Genomic DNA, 12,582 nt, shown 5'->3' on the forward strand with positions numbered 1-12,582 from the left:
ACCGCCCTGCGGCATCAGCGCATCCACAAAACTGAACTGCCCAGACCCTCGAACCGACATCGCATCCTCTCCAAACCGCTGCAAACCAAGTGAATCACATCACCCGAATTTTGCAACGGTCCCACAAGGGGGGAGATGGCGGCAGCCAGAGGGGGACTGTGCCGCGAACGCTGAGCAAGCGGTAAGAACGGCCCCTCCCCAACCCTCCCCACAAGGGGGAGGGAGAGCGGCCGTCGCGGCTCGGACCCATCATCCCCTTTGATCGTCCCGCATAATTTATCATTGGGCTTTCAATCCGAATCCCCTTTAATCTCCGTCTGAAGAAAGCCGGAGACCCCCATGCCCCTGATCGAAACCTTAAGCCCCCGTTCCACCAGCGCGCCGGAAAGCGGTATCGTCGAGGTGTTCAAATATGGAATGGGGCGCGAGGGGTTGATCCCGCTCTGGGCGGGGGAGGGCGACAGTCCAACCCCGGATTTCATCAGCCGCGCAGCCGCCGATGCGCTCATCGCAGGCGAAACCTTTTACACCTATCAGCGCGGCATCCCGGACCTGCGCCAGGCGCTTGCCCGTTACTATGCCCGCCATTTCGGAACGTCGCTCAATTCCGAAAACTTCTTCGTCACGGCCTCCGGCATGCATGCCATCAAGATTGCTGCCGAGATGATTGCCGCTCCCGGCGACGAGATGATCTATCTCACGCCCTCCTGGCCGAATATCTCCGCAGCGCTGGAGGTTTCCGGCGCGATCGCCAAGCCGCTGCAGCTGGAATTCGTCGGCGGCGCCTGGAAGCTCGACCTCAACAAGCTGGAAAGCGCCATCGGCCCGAAGACCCGCGGCATCTTCATCAACACGCCCTCCAACCCGACCGGCTGGACCGCGACACTTGACGATCTGCGTGCCATTCTCGACATTGCCCGGCGCAAGGGCCTCTGGATCATGGCCGACGAGATCTACGCGCATTTCCATTACAACGGCGGCCGCGCGGCGTCCTTCCTCGATGTCATGCAGGCCGATGACCGCATCATCTTCGTCAACTCCTTCTCCAAGAACTGGTCGATGACCGGCTGGCGCGTCGGCTGGGTCGTCGTGCCGGAAGAACTGGGGCAGGTGGTTGAAAACCTCATCCAGTATTCGACCTCCGGCGTGGCGCAATTCATGCAGCGCGGCGCGACGGTGGCGCTGGAGGAGGGCGATCACGTCATCCGGGAAAACTTCGCCAAGGCCGCGAAAAGCCGCGATATTCTCTGCGATGCGCTGATTGCGACCAACCGCGTCGAGACGCTGAAACCGGACGGTGCCTTCTATGCCTTCCTGAAGATCGACGGCGTCAAGGATAGCCGCCTGACCGCGCTCGACATCGTCGACAAGGCGCTTGTCGGGCTTGCTCCGGGCACCGCGTTCGGCCCCGGCGGCAGCGCCTTCATCCGCGCCTGCTTCCTGCGCGACCCGGCGCAGATGGAAGTCGCGGCTGACAGACTTGCCAAATATATCGCAAGTCTTTGAGGTCTTTTTGTTGCGGCGCACTGTATCAAGTGTGCGCCGCTTTTAAGACTTTTGTCTTATCACTTAAGAACAATTGCAGATATGCGGCCTCCTGCTAGCATTTGATCCACGTTCCGGAGGAGGGACGTTGGGACACATCGTCTGGGAGGATTCCGATGTCGAAACTTATCATAAACCGCCGTGGTCTCTTGAAGGCCGGTGCGGTTGGCGGCCTGGCACTGTCGACGCCGATGCATTTCATCCGCGGCGCTTATGCAGCCGACCAGTCCTGCAACATGCCGACCGGCGCAAACGTTGTCTTCGGCTTCAACGTGCCGCTTTCGGGTCCTTATGCCGATGAAGGTGCCGACGAACTCAAGGCCTACCAGCTCGCCGTCAAGCATCTGAACGGCGAAGGCGATGGCGGCATGCTCTCCACCTTCTCGTCGAAGGCGCTGAAGGGCAACGGTATTCTCGGCAAGAAGGTCACCTTCGTCAGCGGCGACACGCAGACCAAGGCAGACGCCGCCCGCGACAGCGCCAAGCGCATGATCGAAAAAGAAAAGGCGATCATGATCACAGGCGGTTCGTCCTCGGCTGAAGCCGTGGCCGTGCAGAGCCTCTGCCAGGACATGGGCGTGATCTTCATGTCCTGCCTGACGCATTCCAACGACACGACCGGCAAGGACAAGAAGCGCTACGGCTTCCGCCACTTCTTCAACGCCTACATGTCGGGCGTGGCGCTCGGCCCGGTTCTCGCAGAAGCTTACGGCAAGGACCGCAAGGCCTATCACCTGACCGCCGACTACACCTGGGGCTGGACCCAGGAAGAATCCATGAAGAAGTCCACCGAAGCGCAGGGCTGGAAAACGGTCAACGCCGTTCGCACCCCGCTCGGTGCCGGCGACTTCTCGCAATATCTGACGCCAGTCCTCAGCTCGGGCGCTGACGTTCTGATCCTGAACCACTACGGCAAGGACATGGTCAACTCGCTGACCCAGGCCGTGCAGTTCGGCATGCGCCAGAAGCAGGTGGGCGGCAAGAACTTCGAGATCGTCGTTCCGCTCTTCTCCGAACTCATGGCGCAGGGCGCCGGCGAAGCCATCAAGGGTATCTACGGTACGGCGAACTGGGACTGGAAGCTGGACAATGCCGGCACCAAGGCCTTCGTCAAATCCTTCGGCAAGGAATATGGCACCCCGCCTTCGCAGGCCGCCCAGACCGCCTATGCCCAGGCGATCCTTTATGCCGATGCCTGTGAACGCGCCGGCACCTTCTTCGCGCCCGCCGTCATCAAGGCCCTGGAAGACTTCCAGTTTGACGGCCTCGGCAATGGCAAGACGCTCTATCGCGGCAGCGACCACCAGTGCTTCAAGGACGTGCTGGTCGTGCAGGGCAAGGAAAAGCCGAAGGACAAGTTCGACCTTCTCGAAGTCAAGAAGATCGTCCCTGCCAAGGACGTGACCTACGATCCGGCCATCTTCGGCGGCGATCTCGGTCCGGCCGACGCCAAGACCTGCGGCTGATCCCGCATGCCATCCGGCGCGGATGCGAGAGCGTCCGCGCCGCTCATGAACGATGAAAGGCCGCTGGCGGATGCGGGGATGCATCCCGGCGGCAACACTAGTCTCAGTCAATGCGCATCGCGTTCTTAGCCGGATCAAGTCCGGCCGTGAGCCCGTGCGACTTGCAACAAGGGTGACGGCGATGGATGCGATAATCCTGCAAATCCTGAACGGGCTGGACAAGGGCGGCGCCTATGCGCTCATTGCCTTGGGTCTGACGCTCGTCTTCGGCACGCTCGGCGTGGTGAACTTTGCGCATGGTGCGCTCTTCATGCTCGGTGCCTTCTGCGCCGTCACGTTCAACAAGCTTCTGACACTGGAAAAGGTGACCGTCGATCCGACGCAGCTGACCCCCTGGGGCACGCCGGCCGAGATCAAGACGTCGCTGGTGGAAGCCTGGCTCGGCGAGTTCGGCAAGGTGCTGGTCAACTACTCCGTGCCGGTCTCCATCATCGCTGCCATCCCGGTCATGCTGATCATCGGCATTGTCATGGAACGCGGCCTGATCCGCCATTTCTACAAACGTCCGCATGCCGACCAGATCCTCGTGACCTTCGGCTTGGCCATCGTCATCCAGGAAATCATCAAGCATTTCTATGGCGCGAACCCGATCCCGCAGGCCGCTCCGGCTGCATTCTCCGGCACCGCGCAGGTCGGCATGCTGCTCGGCATGGGTGATGCGATCCCCTATCCGTGGTGGCGGCTGATCTATCTCTTCTTCTCGCTCGCCGTCATCGGCCTCGTCTTCGCCTTCCTGCAATTCACCACCTACGGCATGGTGGTTCGTGCCGGGATGCGTGACCGCGAAACGGTCGGCCTGCTCGGCATCGATATCGAGCGCCGCTTCACGGTCGTCTTCGGCATCGCCGCCGTCGTCGCAGGCCTTGCCGGCGTCATGTACACGCCGGTCCTGCCGCCGGACTATCACATGGGCATGGACTTCCTGGTTCTGTCCTTCGTCGTCGTGGTGGTCGGCGGCATGGGGTCGCTGGGTGGGGCGGTGGCGGCAGGCTTCCTGCTCGGCATCCTGCAATCCTTCGCATCCATGAATGAAATCAAGAGCATTATCCCCGGCATCGACCAGATCATCATCTATCTCGTCGCCGTCGTCATCCTGTTGACGATGCCGCGCGGGCTGATGGGTCGCAAGGGCGTGATGGAGGACTGATCAATGTTCGGCAATCTTTCTAGACAAGACTGGATCCTCTTCCTCGGCTTTTCCGCCGTGGTGCTGCTGGCTCCCATTCTCTTCCAGCCCATCGGGGCCGCCTATCCGGCGATCCTCGAGAAGTTCTGCATCTTCGGGCTCTTCGCCATCGGCTTCAATATTCTCTTCGGTCTCACCGGCTATCTGTCCTTCGGCCACGCCGCCTTTCTCGGTGTCGGCTCCTATGCGGCGGTGTGGTCGTTCAAGCTCTTCACGATGAACGTCATTCCGGCCATCGTCCTGTCGATCATCTTCGCCGGCATCTTTGCCTTCGTCATCGGCTTCGTGAGTCTCCGGCGCTCCGGCATCTACTTCTCGATCCTGACGCTCGCCTTCGCGCAGATGAGCTACAACATGGCGTACTCCGTGCTGACGCCGCTGACGAACGGCGAAACAGGCCTGCAGCTGACGCTGAAGGACCCGCGCATCATCGATGCCATGTTCATCACGCCCGGCACCGGCCTGCCGCGCTCCTCGCTCTTCGGCCTGGAAATCAGCGGCGGCGGCCTAGGCGGCTTCTATTTCACGGCCGTGGCGCTGATCATCGGCTTCTATATCTCCATGCGCATCTTCCGCTCGCCCTTCGGCCTGATGCTGAAGGCGATCAAGTCCAACCAGAACCGCATGCGCTACACCGGCTTCAACACGCGGCCCTACCTGATGGCGGCCTTCGTCATCTCCGGCGTCTATGCGGGCCTTGCCGGCTCGCTGATGGCGGCGGTCGACCCGCTCGCCGGTCCTGAGCGCATGCAGTGGACGGCGTCTGGCGAAGTCGTGCTCATGTCCATCCTCGGCGGCGTCGGCACGCTGGTCGGCCCGGTCATCGGTGCAGCCATCATCAAGTATTTCGAGAACATCTTCTCGGGCTTCAACGAGAATGCGCTGAACAGCGTCTTCAGCTTCCTGCCCGACACGGTGCGCGAACCCATCGTCAAGCTGCTTTCGCTCTTCGTCGGCGAAGGCTGGAGCCTGACGCTCGGCCTCGTCTTCATGGCCATCGTCATCTTCCTGCCCGGCGGCATCATGGAAGGCGTGCGCCTCCTCACCTCGCTCTTCAAAAAGGGCGGCAATGGCAACAAACCGGCCGTCAGCGGCCAGACGCAACCGGCGGAGTGAGGCTCATGACATCTGCGACCAAGTCGAACATCGTTCTCGACGTTTCCGGCGTCAACAAGAGCTTCGGCGGGCTTCGCGCGCTGACCAATGTCAACCTGCAGGTCGAGGAAGGCAAGGTCCACGCCATCATCGGCCCCAACGGCGCTGGCAAGTCGACCCTGCTCAATGTCTGCATCGGCCGCATCCGGCCCGATAACGGCCATGTCGTCTTCAACGGCGAAAAGCTCGACAGCCACCAGCCGCACGAGATCAACCAGCTCGGCGTTTCCCGCGTCTTCCAGACGCCGGAAATCTTCGCCGACCTGAACCTCCTCGAAAACGTCATGATCCCGGCCTTTGCCAAGCGCGACGGCGCCTTCACCTTCAATGCGATGAAGGCCGTTTCGTCGGAGAAGGAACTGCGCGAGGAAGCGGAAGAAATCCTGCACGATGTCGGCCTCTACGAGCGCCGCACCCATCTCGCAGGCTCGCTCTCGCGTGGCGACAAGCGCCGGCTCGAACTCGGCATGTGCCTGATCCAGAAGCCGAAGCTTCTGCTGCTGGACGAGCCGACTGCCGGCATGGCCCGCCACGACACCAACATGACCATCGAACTGCTCAAGCGCATCAAGGCGCGCGGCATGACCAAGGTCATCATCGAGCATGACATGCATGTCGTCTTCTCGCTGGCCGACAAGATCAGCGTGCTTGCGCAGGGAACCGTTATCGCAGAAGGTCTTCCGGAGGAGGTTCGGGGCAATCCGCGCGTCAAGGAAGCCTATCTTGGGGAGGCTCATTGATGAACGTCATGGCCACGAAAATGGAATTCAGGGGAGAGATCGATACCGTGGTGAACCCGAGCGAAAAGGCGTTTTTCAGCGTCCGCGACATTCATGCCTGGTATGGCGAATCCTATATCGTCCAGGGCGTTTCCTTTGACGTGAACAAAGGGGAGGTCCTCTCCCTTCTCGGCCGCAACGGGGCGGGCAAGACCTCGACGCTGCGCACCTTGGCGCGCGCATCGAACCCGGTGCTCAAGAGCGGCGAAATCTGGCTCGACGGCCAGCCCGTCCACAAGATGAAGGCCTTCCAGGCCGCCCAGGCCGGCATCCAGCTCGTGCCCGAAGACCGCCGCATCATCGGCGGCCTGACGGTCGAGGAAAATCTGGTGCTCGCGCAGGTCTCCGGCCAGAAGGGCTGGACGATCGAGAAGATCTACGACCACTTCCCGCGCCTCGCCGAACGCCGCAGCCAGGAAGCCGTCACCATGTCGGGCGGCGAACAGCAAATGCTTGCCGTCGCCCGCGCTCTCGCCCGCGACCTCAAGATCCTCTTCCTCGACGAACCCTATGAAGGCCTCGCCCCGGTCATCGTCCAGGAGATCGAAAGGATCGTCCAGCAAATCCGCGACCTCGGCATCACCACGATCATCGTCGAACAGAACGCCGTGGCCGCACTCCGACTCTCCGACCGCGCCGTGATCATGGATACCGGCGAAGTCGTGTTCAGCGGCACGGCCACGGAAGTGCTGGAGAACGAGCAGCTCAGGCACGACTATCTGGCGATTTGAGGCAGCTCACGCCGCAGCAATCTCCGGCTCCCGAACACGCAGGATACGGTCGATCAACCCCCATTACAGCGCCTCCTGCGCCGTCATAAAGCGGTCGCGGTCCATGGCGGTTTCGAATTCGTCGTAACTGCGGCCGCAATGCTCGGCATAAAGCCCGGTCAGATGCTGTTTGGTCCGCTTGATCTCTTCGGCATGGATCAGCATGTCCGAGGCCTGACCCTGAAAACCGCCCAGCGGCTGGTGGATGAGAATGCTGGCATTCGGCAGCGCCGCCCGTTGCCCTGCCTGTCCCGCCATCAGCAGGAATGAGCCCATGGAACGCGCCGTGCCCATGCACAGCGTATGCACCGGCGCGCGGATATATTGCATCGTGTCATACATCGCCAATCCGCTTGTCACCACGCCGCCCGGTGAATTGATATAAAGATGGATCGGCCTGTTCGGGTTTTCCGCCTCGAGAAACAGGAGCTGCGCGCAGACGAGTGCCGCCACTGTGTCATTGACCTCGCCATTGAGGAAAATGATCCGCTCCCTGAGCAGACGGGAATAGATGTCGAAGGAGCGTTCGCCCCTGCTCGACTGTTCGACAACCATAGGGACGAGCTGCATCGTGTCGCGCATCGGCAACCTCCAATCAGAACAGATTTGAAACAAGGGATTTGGTTAGGCGGCAAACATCATGAGCGGTCCATCATTGTTGGCGGCCGCGCGCTTGAGGCGTGCGAGGCTTTCCTGCGTCAGTTCCTGAACGATCTGAAGGCAGGTGCCGCCCGTGGGTCTCGGCACAATCGAAAATGTCACCGTGCTTTCCAGAAAGGGCGGTTGATCGTCCCGCATCAGATAGCTGATCGCCCGTTGCGGAACTTCCCGAAAAGCCTCCGGCGAGGCGAGCGCCTCGGCGGGAAGCCATCGCGCCCTGAATTCCGGTAGGCTGACTGCCCGCCAGACCTTTTCCGGCGCCTCATCGAGATCGAAGCTCAGCTCGATGCGGCTTTCCACAGGCGGGCGCTTTCCAACTTTCATGGGTCCATGTCCTTCAGCAGAGCCTGCAACGCATCCACGCGCTGCGGCCAATAAGCCTTGTATTTCGTCAGCCACTGGGTGATCAGCGCCAGCCCGTGCGGGTCCACCTCGTAATGCACGAAGCGGCCTTGCCGCTCCTCGCGGATCAGCCGCGCTGTCTTCAACACGGCCAGATGCTGCGACATGGCGGGCTGGCTGATCGTCATGCCTTCACGCAGACGGCTCGCATTCATGCCGCCCGTCGCCAGCTTTTCGAAAATGGAGCGCCGCGTCGGATCTGCCAGCGCCTTGAAGATTTCGCTCTCGTTCATGCTTAACACATAAGCGTACACTTATTCGATTCGCAAGGGGAATCTTCACACCCTCACCGCCGTCTCCTCCTTCGCCGTCCTGATCACCATCATCGTGAAGAACCGCGCCACATTGGTCTGGTCGCGGAAGAGCCGGTCGCAGAGATCGGAAAATTCTTCCATGTCCTTCAGCCGCAGCATCAGCACGACATCGCTTTCGCCGGTGACAGCATAGGCTTGTGAGACCGCGTCCTCTCCGCTGGCGAGGTCGAGAAAACGGCGCATGTGTTCTTCGCCATGCAGTTTCAGTTCCACCGTCACGATCGCCTTGATCCCGCGCCCGGCCTTGGCCGGATTGAGGATGGCAACGACGCGTTCGATGATGCCGGAAGCGCGCAGGCGCTGGACGCGGCGCAGGCAGCTGGAGGGCGACAGGCCGACCTTGTCGGCCATTTCGACATTGGTGCGCGAGGCGTCGCGCTGCATGAGGGTCAGGAGTTTGCGGTCGATCCGGTCCATCCCTGAATGATAGAGCGACAGCACCGATTTGCAATAAAATTGCACAAAGCCGCAATCTTTGACCACAAATGCGAAAGGCTTCCTGCTAGTTGGGCTGCGTCACAAACGGAGCGCGGCAATGCAGGTCATGGACGTCATCACCCGGAAGGTGAAGGAAACACTGGAGATTTATTGGGTGCTCGTGAAGATCACGGTGCCCATTGCGATCATCACGGAAATCCTCTCGCGTCTCGGCGTCATCAAGGCCGTTGCACCCGTCTTCGCGCCGGTGATGCATCTGGTCGGGCTGCCGCCGGAACTCGGACTCGCCTGGCTCACCGCCATGCTCGTCGGCATCTGGGGTGCGGTGCCGCTGATCTTCACGCTGGTTCCGGTCTCGTCGCTCAGCGTTGCGGATGTCACGATCTTCTCCGCGCTCATCCTCTTTGCCCATGGCCTGCCGATTGAACAGAAAATCATCGAGAAGGCCGGTCCGTGGCTTCCGGTGACCACGCTGCTGCGCATCGGTGGCGGCCTGCTCTATGCGTTAATTCTGCATCACGTCCTGGCGGCCACCGGCTGGATGTCCGCCCCCGTCAACCCTGCCTGGATCCCGATTGCCGCGACGCCCGATTGGGCGAGCTATCTCTGGAGCCTCGGCGAGACCATGCTGTGGATGCTGGCTATCCTTTTCGCCCTGACGATCGGTCTCGATTTTCTGAAAGTCAGCGGCATTCTCGGTCTCATGATGAAGCTGCTTTCGCCGCTCTTGCGCCTTGCCGGCATCAAGGGTGAGGCCGGGCATCTGACGGCGGTTGGTCTCTTCCTCGGCATTTCCTATGGCGGCGGGCTTTTGATCCGCGAGGCGCAATCCGGTCTCGTATCGGGCCGTCAGGTCTTCCTCGCCTGCGTCTTCATGGGCTTTGCCCATAGCGTGATTGAGGACACGCTGATCGTCATGTCCGTCGGGGCGGATGCCTGGGGCGTGCTTGCCGGCCGTGTCGTCTTTGCCATTGCCGCAACGGCAAGCGTCGCCGCCCTTCTGAGCCGTATGTCGGACGACCGTTTCTTCGCGCGCTTCTATCGGGCGCCAGTGGCGGCCCCTGCCGAATAAGCAAACGCATTACCGGTGCAAAACCGAGCTTTAGCGGTTTCGCTTCGCCCCGTTGCGCGCAAGATTGCGAATCAGGCTGCTCAGGCAGACCGGATGTGCATTTCCTTGGCTCGGGGGATCGGATGAAAGCGGTGATTTTGGCAGGCGGCCTCGGCTCGCGCATTGCCGAGGAGACGCATCTGAAGCCGAAGCCGATGATCGAGATCGGCGGCAAGCCGATCCTCTGGCACATCATGAAGATCTATTACAGCCACGGCATCCGCGACTTCATCATCTGCTGCGGCTTCAAGGGCTATGTGATCAAGGAATATTTCGCCAATTACGGCCTGCACATGTCCGACATCACCTTCGACCTGTCGGAGAACCGCCTTGTCTTCCATCGCCAGAGTGCGGAAAACTGGCGCGTGACGCTGGTCGATACCGGTGAGGGCTCGATGACTGGCGGCCGCCTCAAGCGCGTCGCCCCCTATCTCGAAGGCGAGGAGAATTTCTGCTTCACCTATGGCGACGGCGTCGCCGATGTCGATATCGCCGAGACGATCCGCTTCCATAAATCGCATGGCCGCGAGGCGACGGTGACGGCCGTGCGCCCGCCCGCCCGCTTCGGCGCGCTGAAGTTCGAGGGTGACGACGTCAAGGGCTTCGTCGAAAAGCCGGAAGGCGAGGGCGGCTTCATCAATGGCGGCTTTTTCGTGCTGTCGACGAAAGTGCTTTCGCGCATCGCCGGCGACAGCACGTCCTGGGAGGCCGAGCCGCTGGCGGGGCTCGCAGAGGACGGCCAGCTCAAGGCCCATTTCCACGAGGGCTTCTGGCAGCCGATGGACACGCTGCGCGACAAGATCCAGCTTGAGGCCCTTTGGGAAAGCGGCAATCCGCCGTGGAAAAAGTGGTAGGTCGATGCCGGGCAATCGCTTCCTGATCGAGCCTACCTTCATTGCCGGCGTCTGCACCGTGACCCGGCGGCGTCTCGCCGACGAGCGTGGCTTCCTCTCGCGCCTGTTCGAGCCGGAAGAACTGGCGCATGCCGGCTGGCGCGGCCCCATCGCCCAGATCAACGAGACTGGCACGAAGTGCGCCGGCACGGTGCGCGGACTGCATTTCCAGCGCCCTCCGCACGCCGAAATGAAGCTGGTCTCCTGCATTGCCGGCCGCATCCTTGATGTCGCTGTCGATTTGCGTAAGGGGTCGCCTACCTATCTGCAGTCTGTCGCCTTGGAACTTTCCGCCGAAAACGGCCGCGCGCTTCTCATCCCGGAAGGCTGTGCCCATGGATTTCAGGCGCTGACGCATGATGTGCGGATGATCTATCTCCACACGGCCCCTTACGCGGCGACGCATGAAGGCGGGTTTGATGCGCTCGACCCTGTGCTGGGGCTCAACTGGCCGCTGCCGGTCGTCAACCGCTCGGCGCGCGACGAGGCGTTGCCACGCGTCGCCTCAGGTTTTGAAGGACTGGGCTCATGAAATGCCGGCATTGCGGGGGCGAGCACTTCGCCCCCTTCCTCGACCTTGGAACAGCCCCGCCTTCGAATTCCTATCTGGCCGCTGCGGAACTCGCGAAACCGGAACTCTGGTATCCGCTTGTCATCCGTGTCTGCCGTGATTGTCTTCTGGTGCAGACGGAGGATTTTGCCGGCCGCGAGACCTTCTTTTCGGAAAACTACGCCTACTTTTCCTCCTTCTCGCAAAGCTGGCTGACCCATGCCGAGCTTTACGTCGCGGATATGGCCAGCCGCTTCGGCCTCGGTCCGCAGTCACATGTGGTCGAGATCGCCGCCAATGACGGCTATCTCCTGCAATATGTGAAGGCCCGGGGCATCGGCTGCCTTGGCGTCGAGCCGACGAAAAGCACGGCCACCGCCGCCCGCGCCAGGGGCATAGAAGTCGTTGAGGAATTCTTTGGAATGGCCCTCGCGGACAAACTCGCGGGGCAAGGCAAGCAGGCCGATCTGATGGCGGCCAACAATGTTCTCGCCCATGTGCCGGACATCAACGATTTCGTCAGCGGCTTCACCCGCCTTTTGAAGCCGGACGGCGTAGCGACGTTCGAATTCCCGCATATCCTGAACATGATCGCCGAAAATCAGTTCGACACGGCTTACCATGAGCACTTCTCGTACCTGTCGCTTCTCGCCGTCTCGCGGATCTTCGCAGCCAATGGCTTGCGGGTGTTCGATGTCGAAAAGACGCCCTGGCATGGCGGATCGCTGCGGATCTTTGCCTGTCGTGCCGCAAGCGCCGCGCATGCCTTGAGCGCTAATGTGGCAGCCGTGCTCGAAGAGGAACGAGGGGCCGGGCTCGACCGTGCGGAAACCTACGCCCTGATGCAGCAGGGCGCGCTGCAGGTGCGCGATGCCTTTATGGATTTCCTCATCGATGCGCGGCGCAAGGGGCTGCGCGTGGTGGCCTATGGCGCGGCGGCAAAAGGCAACACGCTCCTGAATTTCTCGGGCGTGAAATCCGACCTGATCGCCGCCGTTGCCGACAAGAACCCGGCGAAACAGGGACAATTCATGCCCGGCAGCCGGATCCGTATCGTGGACGAAGAGGCGCTGATGGCGCTGCGTCCGGAAAGGGTTGTGATATTGCCATGGAATCTCAAGGGAGAGATCATGCGTCAGCTTTCCTCTATCAGAGACTGGGGTGGGAAATTCGTGACGGCGGTCCCCACGCTGACGGTTCACGACTGACGGACGAAGCGGTGGTGCCGAAGCCGGCGCGCGCGCCGCGCACGA

Annotated in this window: 14 protein-coding genes; 10 read left to right on the forward strand and 4 right to left on the reverse strand. The window is 61.4% G+C overall.

What is annotated here, in order from left to right; translation table 11 throughout:
• Positions 1-339: 339 nt before the first annotated feature.
• From LQK83_RS13540 to LQK83_RS13565, 6 genes are all read left to right on the forward strand, one after another.
• A complete protein-coding gene (locus tag LQK83_RS13540) occupies positions 340-1,506 on the forward strand; it encodes a pyridoxal phosphate-dependent aminotransferase (protein ID WP_230837942.1) in 1,167 nt (388 codons plus the stop codon).
• A gap of 155 nt (positions 1,507-1,661) precedes the next feature.
• A complete protein-coding gene (locus LQK83_RS13545; protein ID WP_269065569.1) occupies positions 1,662-3,011 on the forward strand; it encodes a substrate-binding protein in 1,350 nt (449 codons plus the stop codon).
• 181 nt (positions 3,012-3,192) lie between these two features.
• A complete protein-coding gene (locus tag LQK83_RS13550; protein ID WP_230837943.1) occupies positions 3,193-4,218 on the forward strand; it encodes a branched-chain amino acid ABC transporter permease in 1,026 nt (341 codons plus the stop codon).
• 3 nt (positions 4,219-4,221) lie between these two features.
• Complete coding sequence (locus tag LQK83_RS13555) at positions 4,222-5,373, forward strand: branched-chain amino acid ABC transporter permease (protein ID WP_230837944.1); 1,152 nt, start codon at positions 4,222-4,224, stop codon at positions 5,371-5,373.
• A 5-nt stretch (positions 5,374-5,378) separates the two neighbouring features.
• The gene (locus LQK83_RS13560; protein WP_230837945.1) at positions 5,379-6,152 is read left to right on the forward strand and encodes an ABC transporter ATP-binding protein; all 774 of its coding nucleotides are present in this window, start codon (positions 5,379-5,381) and stop codon (positions 6,150-6,152) included.
• An 8-nt stretch (positions 6,153-6,160) separates the two neighbouring features.
• A complete protein-coding gene (locus LQK83_RS13565) occupies positions 6,161-6,922 on the forward strand; it encodes an ABC transporter ATP-binding protein (protein WP_442966766.1) in 762 nt (253 codons plus the stop codon).
• A gap of 63 nt (positions 6,923-6,985) precedes the next feature.
• Here the strand turns inward: LQK83_RS13565 and LQK83_RS13570 are convergent, their stop codons facing one another.
• From LQK83_RS13570 to LQK83_RS13585, 4 genes are read right to left on the reverse strand one after another with little or no spacing between them, the layout of a single operon-like run.
• Positions 6,986-7,543 carry an ATP-dependent Clp protease proteolytic subunit gene (locus tag LQK83_RS13570; protein WP_230837946.1) on the reverse strand — a complete coding sequence of 186 codons (558 nt, stop codon included), beginning with the start codon at positions 7,541-7,543 and terminating at the stop codon, positions 6,986-6,988.
• A gap of 42 nt (positions 7,544-7,585) precedes the next feature.
• Positions 7,586-7,945 carry an SRPBCC family protein gene (locus LQK83_RS13575; protein WP_230837947.1) on the reverse strand — a complete coding sequence of 120 codons (360 nt, stop codon included), beginning with the start codon at positions 7,943-7,945 and terminating at the stop codon, positions 7,586-7,588.
• Positions 7,942-8,256 carry an ArsR/SmtB family transcription factor gene (locus LQK83_RS13580; RefSeq protein ID WP_230837948.1) on the reverse strand — a complete coding sequence of 105 codons (315 nt, stop codon included), beginning with the start codon at positions 8,254-8,256 and terminating at the stop codon, positions 7,942-7,944. The genes LQK83_RS13575 and LQK83_RS13580 overlap by 4 nt, the downstream gene beginning before the upstream one ends.
• Positions 8,257-8,301: 45 nt before the next feature.
• On the reverse strand, positions 8,302-8,754 hold the full coding sequence (locus LQK83_RS13585; RefSeq protein WP_230838234.1) for an Lrp/AsnC family transcriptional regulator: 453 nt from the start codon (positions 8,752-8,754) through the stop codon (positions 8,302-8,304).
• Positions 8,755-8,872: 118 nt separating this feature from the next.
• Here LQK83_RS13585 and LQK83_RS13590 point away from each other — a divergent pair, with 118 nt between their 5' ends.
• The 4 genes from LQK83_RS13590 to LQK83_RS13605 all read left to right on the forward strand — a co-directional run bounded on the left by LQK83_RS13590 (position 8,873) and on the right by LQK83_RS13605 (position 12,537).
• Complete coding sequence (locus LQK83_RS13590; RefSeq protein ID WP_230837949.1) at positions 8,873-9,847, forward strand: nucleoside recognition domain-containing protein; 975 nt, start codon at positions 8,873-8,875, stop codon at positions 9,845-9,847.
• A 122-nt stretch (positions 9,848-9,969) separates the two neighbouring features.
• On the forward strand, positions 9,970-10,740 hold the full coding sequence (gene rfbF / locus LQK83_RS13595; protein WP_230837950.1) for a glucose-1-phosphate cytidylyltransferase: 771 nt from the start codon (positions 9,970-9,972) through the stop codon (positions 10,738-10,740).
• A 4-nt stretch (positions 10,741-10,744) separates the two neighbouring features.
• Complete coding sequence (locus LQK83_RS13600; RefSeq protein WP_230837951.1) at positions 10,745-11,311, forward strand: dTDP-4-dehydrorhamnose 3,5-epimerase family protein; 567 nt, start codon at positions 10,745-10,747, stop codon at positions 11,309-11,311.
• Positions 11,308-12,537: a class I SAM-dependent methyltransferase gene (locus LQK83_RS13605; protein ID WP_230837952.1), complete on the forward strand. Its 1,230-nt coding sequence runs from the start codon at positions 11,308-11,310 to the stop codon at positions 12,535-12,537. Before LQK83_RS13600 ends, LQK83_RS13605 begins: the two co-directional genes overlap by 4 nt.
• Positions 12,538-12,582 lie beyond the last annotated feature (45 nt).

Source organism: Rhizobium sp. C1 (assembly GCF_021026335.1).
Classification (GTDB): domain Bacteria; phylum Pseudomonadota; class Alphaproteobacteria; order Rhizobiales; family Rhizobiaceae; genus Ensifer_A.

Coding starts and splice junctions, on each gene's coding strand:
- LQK83_RS13560 (WP_230837945.1), top strand. CDS start 5,379: ATGACATCTGCGACCAAGTCGAACATCGTTCTCGACGTTTCCGGCGTC.
- LQK83_RS13590 (WP_230837949.1), top strand. CDS start 8,873: ATGCAGGTCATGGACGTCATCACCCGGAAGGTGAAGGAAACACTGGAG.
- LQK83_RS13555 (WP_230837944.1), top strand. CDS start 4,222: ATGTTCGGCAATCTTTCTAGACAAGACTGGATCCTCTTCCTCGGCTTT.
- LQK83_RS13600 (WP_230837951.1), top strand. CDS start 10,745: ATGCCGGGCAATCGCTTCCTGATCGAGCCTACCTTCATTGCCGGCGTC.
- LQK83_RS13550 (WP_230837943.1), top strand. CDS start 3,193: ATGGATGCGATAATCCTGCAAATCCTGAACGGGCTGGACAAGGGCGGC.
- LQK83_RS13605 (WP_230837952.1), top strand. CDS start 11,308: ATGAAATGCCGGCATTGCGGGGGCGAGCACTTCGCCCCCTTCCTCGAC.
- LQK83_RS13570 (WP_230837946.1), bottom strand. CDS start 7,543: ATGCGCGACACGATGCAGCTCGTCCCTATGGTTGTCGAACAGTCGAGC.
- LQK83_RS13580 (WP_230837948.1), bottom strand. CDS start 8,256: ATGAACGAGAGCGAAATCTTCAAGGCGCTGGCAGATCCGACGCGGCGC.
- LQK83_RS13585 (WP_230838234.1), bottom strand. CDS start 8,754: ATGGACCGGATCGACCGCAAACTCCTGACCCTCATGCAGCGCGACGCC.
- LQK83_RS13545 (WP_269065569.1), top strand. CDS start 1,662: ATGTCGAAACTTATCATAAACCGCCGTGGTCTCTTGAAGGCCGGTGCG.
- LQK83_RS13575 (WP_230837947.1), bottom strand. CDS start 7,945: ATGAAAGTTGGAAAGCGCCCGCCTGTGGAAAGCCGCATCGAGCTGAGC.
- LQK83_RS13540 (WP_230837942.1), top strand. CDS start 340: ATGCCCCTGATCGAAACCTTAAGCCCCCGTTCCACCAGCGCGCCGGAA.
- LQK83_RS13565 (WP_442966766.1), top strand. CDS start 6,161: ATGGCCACGAAAATGGAATTCAGGGGAGAGATCGATACCGTGGTGAAC.
- rfbF (WP_230837950.1), top strand. CDS start 9,970: ATGAAAGCGGTGATTTTGGCAGGCGGCCTCGGCTCGCGCATTGCCGAG.